The sequence below is a fragment of the Kitasatospora sp. YST-16 genome (genome assembly GCF_026802215.1).
Lineage (GTDB): Bacteria > Actinomycetota > Actinomycetes > Streptomycetales > Streptomycetaceae > Kitasatospora > Kitasatospora cineracea.
Genome location: NZ_CP113837.1, coordinates 2,935,376 through 2,956,291, shown reverse-complemented (window position 1 = coordinate 2,956,291; position 20,916 = coordinate 2,935,376). Strand labels below are relative to the sequence as shown.

Annotated in this window: 24 protein-coding genes; 18 read left to right on the top strand and 6 right to left on the bottom strand. The window is 74.0% G+C overall.

Features of this window, described 5'->3' with window-relative positions; translation table 11 throughout:
• Positions 1-21 precede the first annotated feature (21 nt).
• From OU787_RS13425 to OU787_RS13405, 5 genes are all read left to right on the top strand, one after another.
• Positions 22-492: a cupin domain-containing protein gene (locus OU787_RS13425; protein ID WP_268659447.1), complete on the top strand. Its 471-nt coding sequence runs from the start codon at positions 22-24 to the stop codon at positions 490-492.
• Complete coding sequence (locus OU787_RS13420) at positions 489-887, top strand: VOC family protein (protein ID WP_268659446.1); 399 nt, start codon at positions 489-491, stop codon at positions 885-887. The genes OU787_RS13425 and OU787_RS13420 overlap by 4 nt, the downstream gene beginning before the upstream one ends.
• 10 nt (positions 888-897) lie before the next feature.
• The gene (locus tag OU787_RS13415; RefSeq protein ID WP_268659445.1) at positions 898-1,680 is read left to right on the top strand and encodes a class I SAM-dependent methyltransferase; all 783 of its coding nucleotides are present in this window, start codon (positions 898-900) and stop codon (positions 1,678-1,680) included.
• A gap of 177 nt (positions 1,681-1,857) precedes the next feature.
• Positions 1,858-3,702, top strand: a complete 1,845-nt coding sequence (ilvD, locus tag OU787_RS13410) for a dihydroxy-acid dehydratase (RefSeq protein WP_268659444.1) — start codon at positions 1,858-1,860, stop codon at positions 3,700-3,702.
• Positions 3,703-3,778: 76 nt separating this feature from the next.
• Entirely contained in the window at positions 3,779-4,300 is a 522-nt protein-coding gene (locus tag OU787_RS13405; RefSeq protein WP_268659443.1) for a hypothetical protein, read from the top strand.
• Between the two features lie 7 nt (positions 4,301-4,307).
• Here OU787_RS13405 and OU787_RS13400 read toward each other — a convergent pair whose 3' ends face one another.
• Both OU787_RS13400 and OU787_RS13395 read right to left on the bottom strand, forming a co-directional pair.
• On the bottom strand, positions 4,308-5,540 hold the full coding sequence (locus OU787_RS13400; protein ID WP_268659442.1) for an SCO2583/SCO2584 N-terminal domain-containing protein: 1,233 nt from the start codon (positions 5,538-5,540) through the stop codon (positions 4,308-4,310).
• A 108-nt stretch (positions 5,541-5,648) separates the two neighbouring features.
• Complete coding sequence (locus tag OU787_RS13395) at positions 5,649-6,077, bottom strand: hypothetical protein (protein ID WP_268659441.1); 429 nt, start codon at positions 6,075-6,077, stop codon at positions 5,649-5,651.
• A 200-nt stretch (positions 6,078-6,277) separates the two neighbouring features.
• On the opposite strand from OU787_RS13395, the gene proC reads away from it, so the two are divergent.
• From proC to OU787_RS13380, 3 genes are all read left to right on the top strand, one after another.
• Complete coding sequence (gene proC / locus OU787_RS13390) at positions 6,278-7,105, top strand: pyrroline-5-carboxylate reductase (RefSeq protein WP_268659440.1); 828 nt, start codon at positions 6,278-6,280, stop codon at positions 7,103-7,105.
• A gap of 11 nt (positions 7,106-7,116) precedes the next feature.
• The gene (locus tag OU787_RS13385) at positions 7,117-7,782 is read left to right on the top strand and encodes an HAD family hydrolase (protein WP_268659439.1); all 666 of its coding nucleotides are present in this window, start codon (positions 7,117-7,119) and stop codon (positions 7,780-7,782) included.
• A 95-nt stretch (positions 7,783-7,877) separates the two neighbouring features.
• Positions 7,878-9,092: an MFS transporter gene (locus tag OU787_RS13380; protein WP_268661860.1), complete on the top strand. Its 1,215-nt coding sequence runs from the start codon at positions 7,878-7,880 to the stop codon at positions 9,090-9,092.
• Here OU787_RS13380 and OU787_RS13375 read toward each other — a convergent pair.
• Positions 9,089-9,439 carry a VOC family protein gene (locus OU787_RS13375; RefSeq protein ID WP_268659438.1) on the bottom strand — a complete coding sequence of 117 codons (351 nt, stop codon included), beginning with the start codon at positions 9,437-9,439 and terminating at the stop codon, positions 9,089-9,091. The two genes, OU787_RS13380 and OU787_RS13375, sit on opposite strands and share 4 nt — an antisense overlap.
• An 86-nt stretch (positions 9,440-9,525) precedes the next feature.
• Here OU787_RS13375 and OU787_RS13370 point away from each other — a divergent pair, with 86 nt between their 5' ends.
• From OU787_RS13370 to OU787_RS13340, 7 genes are all read left to right on the top strand, one after another.
• A complete protein-coding gene (locus OU787_RS13370; RefSeq protein WP_268659437.1) occupies positions 9,526-9,858 on the top strand; it encodes an ArsR/SmtB family transcription factor in 333 nt (110 codons plus the stop codon).
• 261 nt (positions 9,859-10,119) lie between these two features.
• On the top strand, positions 10,120-11,307 hold the full coding sequence (locus OU787_RS13365; protein ID WP_268659436.1) for an acetoin utilization protein AcuC: 1,188 nt from the start codon (positions 10,120-10,122) through the stop codon (positions 11,305-11,307).
• Positions 11,304-12,143: a phosphatase gene (locus OU787_RS13360; protein WP_030457861.1), complete on the top strand. Its 840-nt coding sequence runs from the start codon at positions 11,304-11,306 to the stop codon at positions 12,141-12,143. The genes OU787_RS13365 and OU787_RS13360 overlap by 4 nt, the downstream gene beginning before the upstream one ends.
• Positions 12,144-12,261: 118 nt before the next feature.
• Complete coding sequence (locus OU787_RS13355; RefSeq protein WP_014136488.1) at positions 12,262-12,471, top strand: helix-turn-helix domain-containing protein; 210 nt, start codon at positions 12,262-12,264, stop codon at positions 12,469-12,471.
• A gap of 122 nt (positions 12,472-12,593) precedes the next feature.
• Positions 12,594-12,692 (top strand): 30S ribosomal protein bS22, encoded by a 99-nt coding sequence (locus tag OU787_RS13350; protein ID WP_003948845.1) that lies wholly within the window; start codon positions 12,594-12,596, stop codon positions 12,690-12,692.
• A gap of 201 nt (positions 12,693-12,893) precedes the next feature.
• Positions 12,894-13,952, top strand: a complete 1,059-nt coding sequence (locus tag OU787_RS13345) for an NAD-dependent epimerase/dehydratase family protein (RefSeq protein WP_268659435.1) — start codon at positions 12,894-12,896, stop codon at positions 13,950-13,952.
• Positions 13,949-14,953 carry a lysophospholipid acyltransferase family protein gene (locus OU787_RS13340; protein ID WP_030457859.1) on the top strand — a complete coding sequence of 335 codons (1,005 nt, stop codon included), beginning with the start codon at positions 13,949-13,951 and terminating at the stop codon, positions 14,951-14,953. The genes OU787_RS13345 and OU787_RS13340 overlap by 4 nt, the downstream gene beginning before the upstream one ends.
• A gap of 62 nt (positions 14,954-15,015) precedes the next feature.
• Here OU787_RS13340 and OU787_RS13335 read toward each other — a convergent pair whose 3' ends face one another.
• From OU787_RS13335 to OU787_RS13325, 3 genes are all read right to left on the bottom strand, one after another.
• Positions 15,016-16,215 carry a DUF5667 domain-containing protein gene (locus OU787_RS13335; RefSeq protein ID WP_268659434.1) on the bottom strand — a complete coding sequence of 400 codons (1,200 nt, stop codon included), beginning with the start codon at positions 16,213-16,215 and terminating at the stop codon, positions 15,016-15,018.
• A gap of 309 nt (positions 16,216-16,524) precedes the next feature.
• Positions 16,525-17,391, bottom strand: coding sequence for an ECF subfamily RNA polymerase sigma factor, BldN family (locus OU787_RS13330; RefSeq protein WP_051816502.1), 867 nt, complete (start codon positions 17,389-17,391; stop codon positions 16,525-16,527).
• Between the two features lie 447 nt (positions 17,392-17,838).
• The gene (locus OU787_RS13325; RefSeq protein ID WP_030457856.1) at positions 17,839-18,762 is read right to left on the bottom strand and encodes an HAD family hydrolase; all 924 of its coding nucleotides are present in this window, start codon (positions 18,760-18,762) and stop codon (positions 17,839-17,841) included.
• Positions 18,763-18,845: 83 nt separating this feature from the next.
• On the opposite strand from OU787_RS13325, the gene OU787_RS13320 reads away from it, so the two are divergent.
• The 3 genes from OU787_RS13320 (at position 18,846) to OU787_RS13310 (ending at position 20,905) form a co-directional block, all read left to right on the top strand.
• Entirely contained in the window at positions 18,846-19,118 is a 273-nt protein-coding gene (locus OU787_RS13320; RefSeq protein ID WP_030457855.1) for a glutaredoxin family protein, read from the top strand.
• A 135-nt stretch (positions 19,119-19,253) separates the two neighbouring features.
• Complete coding sequence (locus OU787_RS13315; RefSeq protein WP_268659433.1) at positions 19,254-19,937, top strand: 3'-5' exonuclease; 684 nt, start codon at positions 19,254-19,256, stop codon at positions 19,935-19,937.
• Positions 19,938-20,044: 107 nt separating this feature from the next.
• Positions 20,045-20,905 (top strand): redox-sensing transcriptional repressor Rex, encoded by an 861-nt coding sequence (locus tag OU787_RS13310; protein WP_051816525.1) that lies wholly within the window; start codon positions 20,045-20,047, stop codon positions 20,903-20,905.
• The last annotated feature ends 11 nt before the right edge of the window (positions 20,906-20,916 follow it).

The window sequence follows — 20,916 nt, the reverse complement described above, 5'->3', positions numbered from 1 at the left end:
GTTCGGCCTAGGGTCGGCCACATGATCAACGGAACCCCGGTCGAACCGGTGCGCGCCCACGAGGCCGAGACCTGCGCGGACCCGAGCAGCGTGATCGCGCTGCTGGGCGAGAACGCCGAGCACACCACCTACCGCTCCAGCTTCGCCGAGGGCGCGGTCGGCGCCCCCGCGCACTTCCACACCCGCGCCACCGAACTGTTCTTCGTGCTGGACGGCGCCCTGCGGGTGCTGGTCGACGACCGGGTGGTGCTGCTGGAGCAGGGCGACTTCCTGGCCGTGCCGCCGCGCACCCCGCACGCCTTCGCCGCCGCCGAGGGCCGCACCGCGGACGTGCTGTTCACCTTCACTCCGGGCCTGGGCCGCTTCGACTACCTGCGCCTGCTGGGCCGGGTGACGCGCGGCGAGGCCGACCCGGCGGAGATCCGCGCCTCGGCGGAGCGCTACGACAACCACTACGTGGACAGCCCGGTGTGGCAGGCGGAACTCGCGTGATCGGCCCCGCCACCCACGTCCGGCACGCCCGCCCCTCCCGGGACCTGGCCGCCGCCGAACGCTTCTGGACCGAGGGCCTGGGCCTGTCGGTGCTGTGGCGCACCACCGAGCGGGTGCCCGGCGAGCACGACCTGGTGATGGTCGGCTTCCCGGGCGGCGGCTGGCACTTCGAGCTGACGCTCGACCCGGAGCGCCCGCTGGAGCCCACCCCGACCGCCGACGACCTGTTCGTGCTCTACCTCGGCGGCCCGGTGGACGAGGCGCTGGTGCAGCGGCTGGTCGAGGCCGGCGGCACCCGGGTCGCCGCGCACAACCCGTACTGGGACGAGCACGGCGTCACCGTGCGCGACCCGGACGGCTACCACCTGGTGCTCTGCTCGCGCAGCTGGGCCTGAGGAGAACACCGTGACCGAACAGGGGAACCCACTCGTGTACGACGCCAAGGCGCACGCCAACTCCTTCGGCCCGGTGGCCGCGCAGTACCAGGCCGCCCGGCCGTCCTACCCGGACGAGCTGTTCGACGAGCTGGAGCGGCTGGCCGGCCGCCCGCTGGCCGGCGCCGACGTGCTGGACGTCGGCGCGGGCACCGGCATCGCCACCCGGCTGCTGGCCGGGCGCGGCGCCCGGGTGGTCGCGGTCGAGCCCAGCCCCGGGATGGCCGCGGTGCTGCGCGAGGTCAGCCCGCAGATCCCGGTGGTGAAGGCCGTGGGCGACGAACTCCCGTTCCACGACGCCTCGGTGGACCTGGTGACGTACGCCCAGGCGTTCCACTGGACCGAGCCGGAGCGCTCGGTCCCGGAGGCGGTGCGGGTGCTGCGCCCGGGCGGGGCGCTGGCGGTGTGGTGGAACGTCAAGGACTACGAGGTGCCCTGGCTGGCCGCCCAGCAGGAGCGGCTGACGGCGGCCCTGCCGGACACGTACCACCACAACGGAGGGATGAACGCCAGGCCCGAGAAGTTGACGGCCTCGGGCCTGGAGGTGCGCTCCGCGCGGCTGCGCTGGGAGCGGCGCCTCCCGGTGGACCAGGTGATCGACGACCTCACCTCCCGCTCGTACTTCGCGGTGCTGGAACCGGAGCAGCGGGCCCCGGTCCTGGCCGCGGAACGGGCGGCGCTGCTCGCCGACTTCCCGGACGGCGAGGTCACCGAGCCCTACCTGCTGGACGTGTACGTGCTGCCCAAGCCGTAGTCCCGAGCCGTGGTCCGGAGCCGTGGTCCGGAGCCGTGGTCCGGAGCCGTGGTCCGGCCCGGCCGGGGCGTCCGACGGCGCGCCCGCACTGACCGCATCGCGGACACCGGGTCCGGGAGCGGCCGGTGCGGGCGTAGGCTCGACAGCCCCCGAGAGTCTCCTGAAGGAGCGGCAACGATGCCCCAGCTGAGGTCCAACACGGTCACCCAGGGTCGCAACATGGCGGGCGCGCGCGCCCTTCTGCGCGCCGCGGGCGTAGCCCGCGAGGACTTCGGCAAGCCGATCATCGCGGTCGCCAACTCCTTCACCGAGTTCGTCCCGGGCCACACCCACCTGCAGCCGGTCGGCCGGATCGTCTCCGAGGCGATCAAGCAGGCGGGCGGCATCCCGCGCGAGTTCAACACCATCGCGGTCGACGACGGCATCGCCATGGGCCACGACGGCATGCTGTACTCGCTGCCCTCGCGCGACCTGATCGCCGACTCGGTCGAGTACATGGTCAACGCGCACTGCGCCGACGCGCTGATCTGCATCTCCAACTGCGACAAGATCACCCCCGGCATGCTGATGGCCGCGCTGCGCCTCAACATCCCGACGGTCTTCGTCTCCGGCGGCCCGATGGAGGCCGGCAAGGCCACCCTGGTCGACGGCACCGTCCGCAAGCTCGACCTGGTCGACGCGATCTCCCAGGCGGTGAACGAGAACGTCTCCGACGCGGACATCTCGATCATCGAGGAGAACGCCTGCCCGACCTGCGGCTCCTGTTCCGGCATGTTCACCGCCAACTCGATGAACTGCCTGACCGAGGCGATCGGCCTCTCGCTGCCCGGCAACGGCTCGCTGCTGGCCACCCACACCGGCCGCCGCGCCCTGTACGAGCAGGCCGGCCGCACCGTCGTCGAGATCACCAACCGCTACTACGGCGGTGACGACGAGTCGGTGCTGCCGCGCAACATCGCCACCCGCGCCGCGTTCGAGAACGCGATGGCGCTGGACATCGCGATGGGCGGCTCCACCAACACGATCCTGCACCTGCTGGCCGCCGCCCAGGAGGCCGAGGTCGACTTCGACATGCGGGTGATCGACAGCATCTCCCGCAAGGTGCCCTGCCTGTCCAAGGTCGCCCCGAACGGCTCGTACTACATGGAGGACGTGCACCGGGCCGGCGGCATCCCCGCCATCCTCGGCGAGCTGTACCGCGGCGGCCTGCTGCACGAGGACGTGCACACCGTGCACTCCGACTCGCTCGCCGAGTGGATGAAGACCTGGGACGTCCGCGGCGGTTCGGCCTCCGCCGAGGCCGTCGACCTCTGGTACGCGGCCCCCGGCTGCGTCCGCTCCGCCGAGGCGTTCAGCCAGTCCGAGCGCTGGGACACCCTGGACACCGACGCCGCCGGGGGCTGCATCCGCAGCGTCGAGCACGCCTACTCGGTCGAGGGCGGCCTCGCCGTGCTCTACGGCAACATCGCCGAGGACGGCTGCGTGGTGAAGACCGCCGGCGTGGACGAGTCGATCTGGCGCTTCCAGGGCAAGGCCGTGGTCTGCGAGTCCCAGGACGAGGCGGTCGACAAGATCCTCCGCAAGGAGATCACCGAGGGCGACGTGGTGGTCATCCGCTACGAGGGCCCCAAGGGCGGCCCCGGCATGCAGGAGATGCTCTACCCGACCTCCTTCCTCAAGGGCCGCGGCCTGGGCAAGGCCTGCGCGCTGATCACCGACGGCCGGTTCTCCGGCGGCACCTCCGGCCTCTCGATCGGCCACATCTCCCCGGAGGCGGCCTCCGGCGGCGCCATCGCGCTGGTCGAGGACGGCGACTCGATCACCATCGACATCCCGGCCCGCACCATCAACCTCGACGTCTCCTTCGAGGAACTGCACGAGCGCCGGCTCAAGCTGGAGTCCGAGGGCGGCTACCGCCCGAAGACCCGCGAGCGGCACGTCTCGGCCGCGCTCAAGGCGTACGCGGCGATGGCCACCTCCGCCGACAAGGGCGCCGTCCGGGACGTCTCCAAGCTCGGCTGACCCCGCCCGGGCCCGGGGCCCGCTCCGGAGCGCGTTGCTCCCGGGGCGGGCCCCCGCTCGTGGTGATAATCGGACCGTGACGACGACGAGCACGGCGGGACCGACCAGCACCGCGGACGGGGCACCCGCCCCCCGGCCGATCCGCTACTTCGGCACCACCTGGGTCCACCGCGGCACCGGCTACTGGCTGCGCCGCGCCGCGGTCTCGCTCGGCGCCCTCGCGGCCACCGCCGCCGGGGCGCTCGCGCTGCGGCTGGGCGTCTCCGGCGTCCGGCTCTCCGAGGCCGCCCCGCTCTCGCTGCTGCTGATGCTCGCCATCGGCGTCTGCTCGGCCCTGGCCGGCCTGCGGAACTGGAAGATCCTCACCGAGGGCAAGGACTCGCTGACCGGCTGGATGGCCGAGGAGAAGTCCCTGGCCGGAGTCTGGCTGATCGGCTTCGCCGGCGCCCTGGCCGTCTACTTCGCCCGCAGCCTGGTCGAGGCCCCCGGCGAGGGCCTCCAGCGCGCCGCCTACGACCAGGAGAACGCCACCTGGCACCGCCGCCGGGCCGCCCGCGCCGAGCGCGAGGCCCGCAAGGCGGCCCGGCGGCGCCCCTGAGCGCCCGTCAGCTGCGGGTCAGCGTGCCGCACTCCCCGCTGTCCTGCAGCGGCTTGGTCCGGTCGTACGGGTCGGTGGCCGGGCCGCTCGGCGCCGGGCCGGTCGCGGCCGCCCGCATGAACTCGAACTCGGGCTCCAGGTAGCCGGAGTAGGCGTCGCACCGGTTGTTGCCGAAGTCGCTGCTGCCCTTGCCCAGCCTCGGCTTCCCGGGCGTCACCTTGTAGTGCTTCGGGTCGTAGAACCGGAAGTCCTGCACCCGGCGGACGATCTCCCGGTCCACCACCCGGCTGCGGTCCACCTGGGCCCAGGAGGCCGGCAGCGCGGTGCCACCGGTGCCCGGGGTGGCCTTCCCGGCATCCGGGCCGGGGCGCAGCGCGTACACGTAGGTCACGTCGGTGTGCACCAGCATGCCCTGCGCGCCGTCGTCCTCGAAGCTGATCCGGCCCTGCACCTTCACCTGGTCGGTGACCGGCACCGCCCGGGCCGGGTCGAACCGGCTCACCCAGGTCGTCGGGTCGTGCTCGGCGCTCGGGTGTTCCAGCGCCGCGGCCAGGTCCTCGGCGTCCGGCCCGTCCATCAGGTCCAGGACGGGCTGGACGCTCCCGCCGGACAGCACCTGCGGGTCGAGGTTGCCGGCGACCAGGTACGCCTTCACCGCCTCCACGTTCGCGGCCACCTGCTTCGCGCTGAACACGCCCGTCGCGGGCGTGCTGTCGGGCATCCCGATGCCGTCCACGCCGTTCGGCCACGCCTCGGCGGGCGAACCCGCCCACGGGCGCTCCGGGGTCGGCACGTCCGGGTCCACGCTGGGCGCCGCACTGCTCGGCGGGGCGGTCTCCGCACCCACGGTGGGCAGCGCGGAGGACTTCGGCGGGAGCGTCGAGCCGTCCCCGAGGGACGCCAGCCCGATCAGCACCAGCACCGGCACCAGCAGCAGCACCAGCGCGCTGCCCAGGCCCGGCCGCCACCGCGCCCGCGGGTAGCGCGCCACCGGGCGGGCCCGGCGGCGCCACCGGGAGCGGCGGATCTCCGTGACGGGGCGGACCTCCGTCGTCGGGCGCCACGGCCCGTTCTCCGGCGGCGGGTCCTTCTTCCACCGCTCGGCCAGCATCCGGGCCCGCCCGGACGCCTCCTTGTTCGTCGCGGACCGGACGAACTCCTCGTCCAGCACCAATCCATCGAAGGGGTCGTCGGGTCTGCCGGGGCCTTCGTCCGGCCTCGGCTCGTCTATCGTCGGCACGGCCGGAAGTATGCCGACCACCCCCGGCACGCCTGACACCGGGGGTGCCCGATCCGCCGCCCGCCGGGGTGTTCGATCGGCCCGGCAGCGGCGGATCCTGACGGAGCGTCAGCGTTTGCGGGCCGCCTTCACCGCGCCGACCACGCCCGCCACCGCCAGCAGGGCGCCGGCCGGCAGCAGCGAGGTGAACAGCGCCCCGAACAGGCCGTGGTCGCCCAGCAGCCACAGCGCCAGGGTGTTCAGCACCAGCAGCGCCCCGGAGGCCGGCAGCGCCGATTGCCACGGGTGCTCGTCCGCCCAGCGGCGCAGCCGCCGGTCACCGCCGCCGCGCAGCCGCCCGCCGACCGTGCCGACCAGGAAGAAGAAGAACAACCCCAGGCTCACCGGCCCGGACAGGATGCCCAGTGACCAGTGCAGGGTGACCACGTCCACCGCGAGCGCGGCCCCGCCGACCACCGTGCCCACCGCCGCAGCCGTCCGCCACGGTCCGAGCGTCGCGGCGGCGACGGCGACCTGGCGGTTCTCACGTCCTGACAACTCTCCGTGTCCCATGCCTCCACGGTGCCCCCGGTCCGCGCCGGAATCCAGAGCCCGGGCCCCTGAGATTCCCCCTACGGGAGCGGCCCGCCCGGCCCGGCCCGCCCGGCCGCCCGCAGGGTGGACACCTGCGCCGGGGCGGGCCGCTCCCGGGGCAAGATGGCGGGCAGGAACCGGAACCGCAGCGCACGGAGAGTCCCATGAGCGACCGCACCACCGCCGGGCAGAAGATCGCCTTCCTCGGGACGGGCAAGATCGGCGAGGCCCTGCTCTCCGGACTGCTCCGGGCCGGCACCGCACCCGCCGACGTGCTGGTCACCGCCCGCCGCCCCGAGCGCGCCACCGAACTCGCCGACCGCTACGGCGTCACCACCGTCACCAACGCCGAGGCCGCCAAGCTCGCCGACACCCTCATCCTCGCGGTCAAGCCGCAGGACATGGGCGCCCTGCTGGACGAACTGGCCGAGCACGTGGCCGCCGACAAGCTGGTCGTCTCGGCCGCCGCGGGCATCCCCACCGCCTGGTTCGAGGAGCGCCTCGCCCCCGGCACCCCCGTGGTCCGCGTGATGCCCAACACCCCCGTCCTGGTCGACGAGGGCATGAGCGTCATCTCCGGCGGCTCGCACGCCACCGAGGCCCACCTGGCCCGCACCGAGGCGATCTTCCGCTCGGTCGGCAAGGCGCTGCGCGTCCCGGAGAACCAGCAGGACGCCGCCACCGCGCTCTCCGGCTCCGGGCCCGCCTACTTCTACTTCCTGGTCGAGGCGATGATCGACGCGGGCATCCTGCTCGGCCTGCCCCGGCAGGTCGCGCACGAGCTGATCGTGCAGTCCGCGATCGGCGCCTCGGTGATGCTCCGCGACTCCGGCGAGCACCCGGTCAAGCTCCGCGAGGCCGTCACCTCCCCGGCCGGCACCACCATCGCCGCCATCCGCGAACTGGAGAACCACGGCGTCCGGGCCGCCCTGCTCGGCGCCCTGGAGGCCGCCCGGGACCGCTCCCGGGAGCTGGCCGGCGGCGGCAAGTAGGCTCGGGCCCCGTGAGCGACGACACGGGCTACGACCTGCTGATCCTGGACAACGACGGCGTGCTGGTGGACAGCGAGCCGATCTCCAACCGGGTGCTCGCCGAGTACCTGACCGAACTCGGCTTCCCCACCACGATCGAGGACTCCTACCGCGACTTCATGGGCACCGCCGCGCACACCGTGCACGACGTGGTCGCCGAACGGTACGGGGCGGTGCTCCCGGCGGGCTTCGACGACCTGTTCCACGAGCGGGTGTTCGCCGCCTTCGAGCGCGAGCTGCGGCCGGTGGCCGGGGCGGAGAAGCTGCTCACCCACCTCCAGGAGCACGGCGTCCGCTACTGCGTGGCCTCCTCCGCCCACCACTCCTGGATCCGCACCGCGCACCGCCTCACCGGCCTGTCCGGGTACTTCACCGACGAACTGCTGTTCTCCGCCCAGGACGTCGGCGTCGGCAAGCCCGCCCCCGACCTGTTCCTGCACGCCGCCCGCACCATGGGCGCCGACCCGGCCCGCTGCCTGGTCCTGGAGGACAGCCGCAACGGCGTGCTGGCCGCCCGCGCCGCCGGCATGGACGTGTACGGGTACGCCGCGCTCACCGACCCGGCCAAGCTCACCTCGGCCGGGGCCACCGGGCTGCTCACCGCGCTGGATGAGGCGGTCCGGCTGCTGCCGAACTGATCCCGTCGCACCCCTCCCGCCGGCGCCGCCGACCGCCTACGCTCTGCCCAACAGTTGCGTACCGGCCGGTAGCGTCGGTGGTGAGCGAGGTTCCCATGCAGGTCGCGGCGCCGACCGAACCCACCCCGCGGCTCCGGCAGGCCCGGGCCGCGCTGGCCGTCTCGTTCTTCCTGCAGGGCACCACCTTCGCCCTGCTGGTCACCTGCATCACCGACCTGCAGAAACGTTACGGCCTCAGCGACGGACTGCTGCCGGTCTTCCTCGCCGCCGTCCCGGTCCTGGCCGGCGTCGGCTCGATCGCCTCCGAGACCCTGGTCAAGCGCACCACCGCCCGCGGCGTCCTGCGGGTCGTCCAGCCCGCCCTCTGCCTCACCCTCGCCCTCACCGGCCTCGGCTCGCAACTGTGGCAACTCGCCATCGCCCTCGGCCTGTTCGGCCTCCTGGTCGGCGCCCTCGACGCCTCCATGAACATGCTCGGCGTCGGCCTCCAGCACCGCTACGGCCGCAGCATCATGATCGGCTTCCACGCCGCGTTCAGCCTCGGCGGCATCCTCGGCGCCGCGCTCGCGGCCCTCGCCGCGCACCGGGACACCGGCCTGCCCCTGCTGTTCGGCGGCGCCGCGACCGTCCTGGTCCCCGCCGCCCTGCTCGTCGGCCGCCACTTCGCCGGCCCCGCCGAACTCGGCGACGCCGTCCGGGAGGCCGCCGAACTCGCCGCCCGCCGCATCCCCTGGAAGCCGCTGCTCCCGCTCTGCGCCGTGATGGCCTTCGCCTACATCGCCGACGCCTCCGTCTCCAACTACAGCGTCAAGTACCTCACCGACGGCCTGCACAGCCCCGCCGACCTCGCCAAGTTCTCCTACCTCGGCTACATGGTCGCCATGCTGCTCGGCCGCGCCGTCGGCGACCGCGCCGTCCAGCGCTTCACCGTCCTGCCCGTCGTCCGCACCGGCACCGCGGTGGCCGGCGCGGGCTTCCTGATCGCCGTCCTCGCCCCCGGCACCTGGACCGGAATCCTCGGCTTCACCGTCCTCGGCTTCGGCATCTGCGCGATCATCCCGCAGGTCTTCGCCGCCGGCGGCCGCCTCTTCCCGCACGCCAGCGACGCCGCCGTCGCCCGCCTCAACCTCTTCAACTACGTCGGCTTCCTGATCGGCTCCCCCCTCGTCGGCTCCCTCGCCGAACTCTCCGACTACCGCTGGGCCTTCTGCGCCCCCATGCTCCTCGTCCTCGCCGTCCTCCCGCTCGCCCGGCACTTCCTCCCGGCCCCGGCCGACGACCGGCCCGACCTGGCGAAGGCCCCGGCCTAGGCGCTGTGCTCGACGTACTCGAGGACGACGCCGCCGGGGTGCCGCACGACGGCGTTGCGGCCGGTCGGCACCCGGTTCGGGCCCGACAGGATCTCCCCGCCGCGGGCGTCCAGGAGCGCCTGCAGCCCGTCCAGGTCGTCGACGAGCACGGTGCCCTGGACGTCCCGGAACGGGGCGAGGGCCTCGTCGGTGCCCGCGACGAGCAGGAAGCCGCCGATGCCGGCCACCTCCACGCCCCGGTAGGGGAAGCGCTGCCTGACCTCCTGGCCGGTCAGGTCCCGCAGGGCGGGCAGCGCGCGGTCGAGGTCGTCCACGTACAGCCGGGCCAGTGTGGTCAGTACCTTCACGGTCGCCCCTCCGAGATCAATTCGACTTTCCCGAACTGTTGAATCGATCGTCATACTAGACGCGGACCCCGAGGAGGAGGAAGCGGATGCGCGCACTGCCCCAGCCCCAGCCCGAAGACCTCGACCTGGCGACCGTGCTGCACGCCCTCGGCGACCCCGTGCGCCTGGAGCTGCTGCGGCGCCTGGCGGCCGACGGCGAAACCACCTGCAGCCCCGAGGGGTTGACGGTCCCGCGCTCCACGCTGTCCAACCACTGGCGGATCCTGCGCGAGGCGGGCGTCACCTCCACCCGGATCAGCGGGAAGACCCGGCTGGTGACCCTGCGCCGGGACGAACTCGACGCCCGCTTCCCCCGCCTGCTCGACGCCGTGCTGGACGAGTTCACCCGCCCCGCCGCGAACGGCCCCGCCCCGGCCTGACCGCGACCGCCCCTCCGGGGAGCGGGACTCGGGCGGGCGCGGGCGGCTTCGGCGCAGCCGGCGACGGCGTTCCGGTTCGCGCGCGGGGAACCACGGGAGGTTCGGGCCGGAGGGGCGGGAGGGGGTTTCTCTGCTTGGTTTCCTTGCCTCGGAGAGTGCGGGAGAACCGGATGCCGGAAAGTCGTCAACCGGTCGTTCCGGAAGCCGAGTCGGAACCGGGGCGGACCGGGAGCCGGGGCCGGCCCCGATACGGTGTGGGTCATGGCGGACACCACCTGCGGACTGCACCTGTTCTGGGACGAGGCCGAGACCGGATACGACTTCGGGCCCGGGCACCCGATGGACCCGACCCGGCTCGCGCTGACGATGCGGCTGGTCGAGTCGCTCGGACTGACCCGGCAGCCGTCGGTGACGGTGCGCTCGGCCCCGCCCGCCGGAGACTCCACGCTGCGGCTGGTGCACACCGCCGAGTACGTGGCGGCGGTGAAGCGGGCCGCGGCCGACCCGTCCGCGGTCGACGCGGCGCACGGACTGGGGACGGACGACAACTGGGCGTTCCCGGGGCTGCACACGGCCTCCGCGCTGATCGCCGGGCAGTCGGTGGCGGCGGCCGAGGCGGTGTGGCGCGGGGAGACCCCGCACGCGGTGAACTTCGCGGGCGGCCTGCACCACGCGATGCCCGGGCAGGCGTCCGGGTTCTGCATCTACAACGACCCGGCGCTGGCGATCGCCCGGCTGCTCGAACTCGGCGCCGAGCGGGTCGCGTACGTGGACGTGGACGTCCACCACGGCGACGGCGTGCAGCAGGCGTTCTGGAACGACCCGCGGGTGCTGACCGTCTCGCTGCACGAGAGCCCCAGCACGCTGTTCCCGCAGACGGGTTGGGCCACCGAGACCGGCGGCCCGGACGCCGCGGGCAGCGCCGCCAACCTGGCGCTGCCCGCCGGGACGGGCGACGCCGGGTGGCTGCGCGCCTTCCACGCCCTGGTGCCGGAGCTGCTGGCCGCGTTCCGACCGCAGGTGATCGTCAGTCAGCACGGCGCCGACACCCACGTCGAGGACCCGCTGGCCCACCTCGCCGTCACCGTCGACGCCCAGCGGATCATCGCCGAGGCCGTCCACCGCCTCGCCCACGAGCACGCCGGCGGCCGCTGGATCGCCACCGGCGGCGGCGGGTACGCGGTGGTCGACGTGGTGCCCCGGACCTGGACCCACCTGGTGGCCACCGCGGCCGGCCACCCCGTCGACCCGGCCACCGAGACCCCCGAGGAGTGGCGCGCCGAGGTGTACCGGCTGACCCGCCACCCCGCCCCGCTGCGGATGACCGACGGCGCCACCCCGCACTGGGCGGACTTCCAGGACGGCGGCTACGACCCCGCCGACCGCCTCGACCAGGCCGTCCTGGCGACCCGCCGGGCCGTCCTGCCGCAGCACGGACTGATCCCGTGACCGCCCGCGCGGAGCTGCGCGCCTACCTGGTCAAGCACCGGCTGGCCGGCCCCGAGGTCCCCACGCCCCGGCAGAACAACCTGCGCCACTACCGGCTGTTCGCCCAGGGCGACCCCAAGGCCCTGATGGGGCTGGAGCCGGAGCCCCGCCGCGACCCGGACGCGGTGCTGCGGCTGATGGCCGAACGCGTCGGCGTGCACCCGGACCCCGGCTACACCGAGGGCCCCGACTCGATCGACCCCGACCGCACCCTGGACGCCCTGGACCGCCTCGCCCTCCTGCTGCGCCGCACCGCCGAGCGGCGCGGCAGCGTGCTGGCGGGCACCGGCCACCCCACCAAGCTGGCGGGCTTCCACCGCGCGCTGGCCGAGGCGCTCGAAGCGGCCGGCTGCACCGTGCACACCCCCGCGCGGGGCGTGCGCTTCCGCGAGCCCACCCCGGAGGGCGAGCGCCCCCGCTACCTCGACGTGCTGGACGGCGTCCTGGTGATGCGAGCCCTGGACGGCCCGGACGGGCCCGGCCGCCCCGGCCCCGGCGACCTCGCCCACACCCACTCCCCGCTGCCGGTCCGGCTCGCCCTGACCGCCCTCGCCGACGCCGGGCACCGCCCGCCCGACCTGGTGCTGGGCGACCACGGCTGGCTCTGCGGCGCGGGCCGCCTGGGCATCCCGGCCGGCGGCATCGCGGACTGCAACGACGTCGCCCCGTTCGCCGCCGAGGCGGACGGCCTGGTGGAGGTGGTCGTCCCGCTGGAGGACGGCTCCGCGCCGAGCTGCTACGTTCCGCTGAGCGACTACGTACTGCAACGGGCGGATCTCGCACCGTACAACAGGTGAGGGCCCCCCTCTTCCCACCCGTACCACCCATAACTACTCTGGGGATACACGTGTGCCGGTGGAGTCACCGGAGGGGAAGCCGGTGCCTTGCACACGGGTAAGGGTCGGGTGATGGGTCATGAGTTCCGGCGAACGTCCCCTGCAGGATGTCGTCTTCCTGACCGTGGCCGAGGTCGCCTCGGTGATGCGGGTGTCGAAGATGACGGTCTACCGCCTCGTGCACAGCGGCGAGCTTCCGGCCATCCGGGTCGGACGCTCCTTCCGGGTGCCCGAGCAGAAGGTGCACGAGTACCTCCAGGAGTCCTACGTGCGCCTGGAAAGCGCGTAGGCCGGGGCCCCGACGGGGCACCGATTACGGCAAACGCGACGTGGACGGTAGGCTAGGCCCTCCGTCAGTCGTATGGACTCCCGTCTCTCACGGGCGCGGGTCCGAGTGAGCGAGGAAATTCCGTGGGCTCTGTCATCAAGAAGCGTCGCAAGCGTATGGCCAAGAAGAAGCACCGCAAGCTTCTGAAGCGGACTCGCGTCCAGCGTCGCAACAAGAAGTAACACCGTTCGGCGCCATCCTCGCTCTCGCGGGGATGATCCCCCCGCACACGCGTTCAGCTACGCAGGTAGAACTGGCGCCGACGGTGTGCCGCTGCCCGCCCCAGGGAGAAATCCCCGGGGCGGGCAGTGGCGTTTGAGCCTCCGGAACCTCCGCGCGGTACGGTGCAGGCCAGGGCGGGCATCCAGGGAGGTCGGGGCATCGTGGGCAAGGTCGTGCTCGTCACCGGCGTGGCGCGCCCGCTCGGCGCGCGCTTCGCCGAGCGGATCGCCGAACGGCCCGACGTGGACCGGGTGGTCGGGGTGGACGCCGCCCCGCCGCCGGCCGCACTGCCGCCCGGCGTCCGCTACGCCCAGGTCGACCCGCGGCGCCCCGCGATCGCCCGGGTGATCGCCGAGCACGAGGTCGACACCGTCGTGCACCTCAACGTCACCGCGCTCGGCCACGGCGGCCGGGCCGCGGTGAAGGAGAGCAACGTCATCGGCACCATGCAGCTGCTCGGCGCCTGCCAGCAGGCGCCCGGGCTGGGCCGGCTGGTGGTCAAGTCCACCACCGCGGTGTACGGCTCCGCGCCCCGCGACCCGGCCGTGTTCGGCGAGCGGATGCAGCCCAAGGCACTGCCCCCCGGCGGCTTCGCCCGGGACGCTGCCGAGGTCGAGGGCTACGTCCGCGGCTTCGCCCGCCGCCGCCCCGACGTCGCGGTCACCGTGCTGCGCTTCGCCAACATCCTCGGCCCGGACGGCGACACCCCGCTCGCCGCCTACTTCCGCCTCCCGGTGCTGCCCACCGCGTTCGGCCACGACCCGCGGCTGCAGTTCGTCCACGAGGACGACGCCCTGGAGGCGCTGCGACTGGCCGCCCTCGGCGCCCCCACCGGCACCTACAACGTCGCCGGGGACGGCGTCCTGCTGCTCTCCCAGTGCGCCCGCCGGCTCGGCCGCCCCACCGTCCCGCTGCTGCGGCCCGCGCTCGGCCTGGTCGCCCAGCTGGCCCGGCAGCTGGCCGCCCCCGCGGACCGGGCGTTCTCCCAGGAACAGCTCCAACTGCTCACCCACGGACGGGTGGTGGACACCGCCCAGCTGCGCGACCGGTACGGCTGGGCACCGCGCTGGACCACCCCGGAGACCTTCGCCGACTTCGTCGCGCACAGCTCGCCCGGCCCGCTGCCGCCCGAGCGGCTCACCGCCGTCACCGACCGGCTGGCCGGACTGCTCGGCGACCCCCACCACCCCACCGACACCCAGGAGTTGAGGCCGCGATGACAGCCGCCCGGGAGTCCGCCGACCCGGCGGCCAAGGTCATCCCGATCGAGTCCGCCCCCAGCTGGAACGGCCCCGAACCGCGCCCCGGCCTCGCCGACCGGATCGCCGACGGCGTCGGCACCGCCCTCGCCGGACAGCTCGGCGCCACCGCCACCCGGGTGTTCGGCAAGGGCTGGGAGGAACGCGCCGCCCACGGCCTCGGCTTCCTGCGCCGCCGGCTCACCGGCGACTACGAGGTCGACGACTTCGGCTTCGACCGGGAGCTCACCGAGGAGGTCTTCCTCGCCCTGCTCCGGCCGCTCGCCGAGAAGTACTTCCGGATCGAGGTCCGCGGCACCGAGCACATCCCGGCCGAGGGCGGCGTGCTGATCGTCGCCAACCACTCCGGCACCATCCCGCTGGACGCCCTGATGACCCAGGTCGCCGTCCACGACCACGCCGACCGGCACCTGCGGATGCTCGCCGCCGACCTGGTCTTCGTCCTGCCCGTGGTCAACGAGCTGGCCCGCAAGGCCGGACACACCCTGGCCTGCAACGAGGACGCCCAGACCCTGCTGGAACGCGGCGAGGTGGTCGGCGTCTGGCCCGAGGGCTTCAAGGGCATCGGCAAGCCCTTCGCCGACCGCTACAAGCTCCAGCGCTTCGGCCGCGGCGGCTTCGTCGCCTCCGCGCTGCGGGCCGGCGTGCCGATCGTGCCCTGCTCGATCGTCGGCGCCGAGGAGACCTACCCGATGATCGGCAACTTCAAGACCCTGGCCCGGCTGCTCGGCCTGCCCTACGTCCCGATCACGCCCACCTTCCCCTGGCTCGGCCCGCTCGGCGCGATCCCGCTCCCCACCAAGTGGACCATCCAGTTCGGCGAGCCGATCCCCACCGACAGCTACCCGAAGGACGCGGCCGAGGACCCGATGCTGGTCTTCAACCTCACCGACCAGGTCCGGGAGACCATCCAGCACACGCTGTACAAGCTGCTGGTGCAACGGCGTTCGGTCTTCGGCTAGGCGGGGCCGCCTGCGAAAGCAGGGGCGCGGTTCCCCGCGCCCCTGCCGGTGCTCGCGCTTCGCTAGTTGAGCGTCAGGCCCGGGAGCAGGCCCGGGACCAGCGGCGGGATGGTGATGCCCGGGACCGCGCCCCCGGCGGGGGCGCTCGGGGAGCCCGAGGGGGCCGGGGTGGGGGCGGCGGACGCGGCCGGGGAGCCGCTCGCGGCGGGCGAGGCGCCGGTGCCGGTCAGGCCGCCCAGCAGGTCGCCGAGACCGCCCGCGGTGCCCGCACCGGGCGCCGGGCTGACCCGGACCGACGGCCCGGCCGCCGGGGCCCGGCCGCCGCTCGCGCCGCCGGACGCCCCGGTGCCGGGCAGCAGCGGCTGCTGCTCCGTGCCGGTGCCCGCACTGCTGCCGCCGCTCGCGCCGCCGCCCGCGGTGCTCCCGCTGCCGCCGCTGCCGCCCTGGCCGGGGACCTGCTCCAGCCGGAGCGGCGCGACGTCCTCGCTTATGTCGTCGAAGAGCTGGTCGACCTTGCCGGCCTGGGCGCTCAGCCCGGACGGCAGCTTGGACTGCAGGGCCGACCAGCGCTGGTCCTCCCCGGCGAAGCCGGCGAGCTGGCGCATCGGGGTGAGCGAGCCGTTGGTGCGGTAGACGGCGCGGAGCAGGTCGCGGCCGCGGATCGCCTCGGCGTGCATGTCGTCGAGCGCGCGGCGGACCTGGTCGACCGTGGTGGGGCTGAGCGAGGTCGGGCTGTCGGAGCGGCCGAGCAGCGACTGCGCCTCGTCGAGCCGGGTGGACGCCTGCTGGAGCAGCAGGGCGCCGCGCTCGGTGTCGCTGTCGGCCCAGTCGAGGCGCAGCCCTTCGAGGCCGCGCTTCATGCCGTACAGGGCGTCGCCCGGGAGGGCGTTGGTGGAGGCGGCGGCGGCTCCGGCGAACCCGCCGACGGCGACGCCGGCGACCAGGCCGCCGATGGCCAGGCGGCGGCCCCAGCGGGTGCGGCGGGTGCGCGGGGCGCGCTGGGCGGGGAGGACCGCGGTGGGGGCGCCACCGGCCCACTCCTGCTCGAACGCGGCCATCAGCCGGGCTCGTTGGACCGTCCGCGTCTCGGCGGCGAGCTCGGGGGCGGGCACCGCACCGAGCGCGTCGGCCATGGCGAGGAGCTCGGTCATGGCGGCGGAGCCGGCCCGGTGCGAGCCGCTGCTCCGCTGGTCACTCTGGTGGGCCTCCAGCGCCTCGGCGAAGGACTTCGCCCGCCGGTGCTCCAGCACGTTTGCCGTCACGGGCCACACCTCCCTTCGTCGTTTTCGACACCGTGGCCCGCCGGTTGGTTGTCCCGACAGGCCGAAACCACACCATCGGGTGACAGCTCGAGTTCCCACTTGACTGAGAGCCCGGTGGCGGATTGCACGCTGGCCAACGAGCGGTGTCGGGAGTCGGTTACGCACGACCCCCCTGGCGTATTAAGCAGAGCAGATGACCACTCCGTCACCCGGACGTGCCTGCGGCCTGGGCGGGTTGACGGTCCGTCGGGCGCGGGCGCGGGCCGGGGCCGGGCCGGTCTGTGGGCTGTCACGTCCACGGGCCGCGGATCACCGGGCGTCCGGCGGCAGCAGGCGGGCCAGCGTGCGCACCGCCCGGTACTGCAGCGTCTTGATGGCGCCCTCGTTCTTGCCCATGATCCGGGCCGTCTCGGCGACCGACAGGCCCTGCAGGAAGCGCAGCGTGACGCACTCCTGCTGCTGCGGGTTGAGCCGGCGCACCGCGTCCAGCAGGGCGGCGTTGGAGAGCGACTCCAGCACCGACTCCTCGGGGCTGCGCTCGCACTCGTTGGAGTCGAGCATCTCGCCGGTGGTGACCTCCAGCCGGAACCGGCTGGACTTGAAGTGGTCGGCCACCAGGTTGCGGGCGATGGTGACCAGCCAGGCGCCGAAGTCCCGGCCCTGCCAGGTGAAGGTGCCGATCCGGCGCAGCGCGCGCAGGAAGGTCTCGCTGGTCAGGTCCTCGGCGGTGGCCCGGCTGCCGACCCGGTAGTAGATGTACCGGTACACGGTGTCGGCGTAGTGGTCGTAGAGCCGCCCGAAGGCCTCGCTCTCGCCGTTCTGGGCCCGTTCGACCAGCTCCACCACCGGGTTGTGCTCGGTGTCGTAGCCGGGCCCGGCGGGCGCGCTGCGGGAGCGGCCGCGGGTGCCGGGGGCGGGCACGGTGCGGCCGCGCGGGCCCGCGGCGGGGGCGCTGCCGGAGGCGGCGGAGCCGGTCGTGGTCGAGCGCAGCAGCGGTGCGGCGAACGCGGCCGGGGCGGGCGCGGCGAACGCGGGGCCGGCCACCGCGGGCTGCGGCACGACCAGTTCGAACTCGCGGATCGCGGCCCACAGCCGTTCCAGGCGCACACCGCGGCGCAGAGTGGCGGTCGACGGGCGGGAGGTGGCTGGCGCGTCGTTCCGGACGGGTGGGTACACGGGACTCCCAGAGGCAGAACTGTGGACGGATCACCTCCGCCTGTGCGGAGAGCACGCCGCACTGGCCACCCGTCACGGGGACGTTCGGGTGGGGTGCATCCAGGAGAGAATAACGCTTTGTGCAATGACAGCTACACCGCGTGGTCGAAGTGGTCGGTTGAGGTCCACTTCTTGCGCATATTCACCTACCGGTGACCGGAGTTGGCGCCATCCATCCGGCTCAATGTGACCATTTGTGCACAGCAGGTGACCGAACACCGGTGCGCAGGCCGGGTTTCCCCGCTATCCGCCGCCCCAACCCACGACTTTGGCCGACTGCCGAACGATCAGTTCCGGTCAGGGCCGGACGCTCCCGAACCACTGCCCGCCCCCGGGCGCCCCCGCACCGCTCCGACCTGCACGACCACCCGCGCAGGGGCGTGTCGCGACCACCGGGTTGACGCCGGATCAGGCCCGCTGCCGGCGGTGCACCGCGACCGCCGCCGCGGCCGCCCCCGCCAGCACGCCCAGCCCGGCCGCCGCCGGGAGTCCGATCCGGGCCGCCTTCCGCCCGGTCCGGAAGTCCCGCACCCGCCAGCCCATCGCCCGCGCGTGCCGGCGCAGCGCCCCGTCCGGGTTGATCACGTACGGGTGGCCGACCAGGCTCAGCATCGGGATGTCGTTGGCGGAGTCGCTGAACGCCGCGCAGCGCGCCAGGTCCAACTGCTCGCGGCGGGCCAGCTCCTGCACCGCGGCCGCCTTGGCCGGGCCGTGCAGCATCCCGCCGACCAGCCGGCCGGTGTACTCGCCGTCCCGGGTCTCGGCGACGGTGCCGAGCGCGCCGGTCATGCCCAGCCGGCGGGCGATCAGCCGGGCCACCTCCTGCGGCGCGGCGGTCACCAGCCACACCCGCTGCCCGGCGTCCAGGTGCATCTGCACCAGCGCCCGGGTGCCCGGCCAGACCTTCTCGGCCAGCACCGGCTCGAAGATCTCCTCGCAGATCCGCTCCAGGTCCGCGGTGCGCTTGCCGGCCACCAGCCCGAGCGCGCTGTCCCGGGCGTCGGCGATGTGCTCCGGGTTCTCCGCGCCGTGCAGCCGGAACGCCGCCTGCTGCCAGGCGAACCGGGCCAGGTCGCGGCGGGAGAAGAAGCGCCGCCGGTACAGCCCGACCCCGAGGTAGAAGATCGCCGCCCCGCGCAGGATGGTGTTGTCGCAGTCGAAGAACGCGGCCGCCCGGACGTCCCCGGGCTCCGGCGTGTGGTCGCCCGCGGGCGCCTTCGGCGGCTGCGGCGCGAGCTGGGCCTCGGCGGCGTCGGCCGCGGCCTCGGCCGCCAGGGCGGTCCGGTCGCCGGTGGAACGCCTTGACTGGGTGAGCCTTCGTAGCGCGGCCATGCGACGAGCATAGTCAGCGCGGCCGACCGACCCCGTGTCCGCGGAGTGCCGCCGCAGTGAACGGGCGGCGGCACAATGAACCGGTGAGCCTGCTGCGACGCGCGAAGAAGAACCCCGCCGAGACCACCGTCACCCTGATCGGCAAGCCCGGCTGCCACCTCTGCGAGGACGCCCGCGCGGTGATCCTCAAGGTCACCGGCGACCTGGGCGCCGCCTTCGAGGAGAAGGACATCCTCCAGGACCCGGCCCTCTACGAGCAGTACGCCGAGCAGATCCCGGTCACCCTGGTCGACGGCCGCCAGCACGACTTCTGGCGGGTCGACGAGGCCCGGCTGCGCAAGGCGCTCGGCGCCTAGCCCGGCCCCCGGCCCCCGCCGGGTACCCGTGCTTCGTGAACGTTCGATGAAGATCGGCCTAGGAGTTCCTTCACTCCTCGGCTTACGATCGAACGGTTTCCGTGTCCGCCGGGGGCCGTGCAAGAGGAGGGCGCGATGAACGGCTACGCCGTCGTCGACGTCGAGGCCACCGGTCGTAGCCCCTGGCGCCACCGGGTGGTCGAGGTGGCCGTGGTGCAGCTGGACGCCGGGCTGCGCACCGAGCGGGAGTTCACCACGCTGGTGGACCCGGCCGGGCCGGTCGGGCCGACGCACGTGCACGGCATAGCCCAGGACGACGTCGAGGGCGCGCCGCGGTTCCGGCAGATCGCGCCCCGGCTGCTGGAGCTGCTGGCCGGCCGGGTGCTGGTCGGCCACCACGTGACGTGCGACCGGGCGTTCCTGGAGCGCGAGTTCGCCCGGATCGGGGTGGCGCTGCCGCCGGTGCCGCTGCTGTGCACGATGCGGATCGCCCGCCGGATGCTGCCGGAGGCCGGCGGCTTCGGGCTGTCCGCGTGCGTGGAGGCGGCCGGGCTGGGCTGGTTCCCGGCGCACACCGCGCTCGGCGACGCGCAGGCGACGGTGGAGCTGCTGCGGCACTGCCGCCGGACCGGCTGCCCGGACGTCCGGCTGCCCGCGCCGCCCGCCGCACCGGTGGTGCCGTGGCCGCGGCTGGGCCCGGCCCGCTCGGCCGGCCCGCGCGGGGAGGCCCCGCTGCTGCGCCGGGTGGCACCGCTGGGGCCGTGGCCGGCGGGGGTGGAGGGCCCGCGGGCGCTGATCGGTTCGGCGGGTTACGAGTGATGCGTGTCACTGTTCGGGGACAAATCGGACACCATCTTTGTGCACACGTTCACAAACGCATAGCCTGGCGGTCCAAGCCCAGCTTCACCCACAGGAGCAACGTGGCAATCGGCCGACCCTCACCCAGCAGTTCGCAGACGCCCGACCCGGGCGCCGCGCGCAGGTCCTCGCGTGCGCGGGGCATCCCCGAGGCGACCGTGGCCCGCCTCCCGCTCTACCTGCGGGCGCTGACCGCGCTCTCCGAGCGCTCGGTCCCGACCGTCTCCTCCGAGGAGCTGGCCGCCGCCGCCGGGGTGAACTCCGCGAAGCTCCGCAAGGACTTCTCCTACCTCGGCTCCTACGGCACCCGCGGCGTCGGGTACGACGTGGAGTACCTCGTCTACCAGATCTCCCGCGAGCTGGGCCTCACCCAGGACTGGCCGGTCGTCATCGTCGGCATCGGCAACCTCGGCCACGCCCTCGCCAACTACGGCGGTTTCGCCTCCCGGGGCTTCCGGGTAGCCGCGCTGCTGGACGCCGACCCGAACGTGGTCGGCAGCACCGCCGCGGGCCTGCCCGTGCGGCACATGGACGAGCTGGAGGAGATCGTCGCCACCCAGCACGTCTCCATCGGCGTGATCACCACCCCGCCCGGTGCCGCCCAGCAGGTCTGCGACCGGCTGGTGGAGGCCGGCGTGACCAGCATCCTGAACTTCGCCCCGACCGTGCTGACCGTGCCGGACGGGGTGGACGTGCGCAAGGTCGACCTGTCGATAGAGCTGCAGATCCTCGCCTTCCACGAGCAGCGCAAGGCCGGCGACGAACCGTCCGCGGGCGACTCGGTGCTCGACCGCGCCCCCGGCCCGGTTCGGGCCGCCGCTGCCAAACTGCGTCGAGCTGCCGGTGGCGGCAAGGCCGAGCAGGCGAAGACCGCGCCCGCCGCCAAGGCGGGCCCGGACGACGACCTGTCCGCGGTGATGCCGGCGTGAGCACCAACATC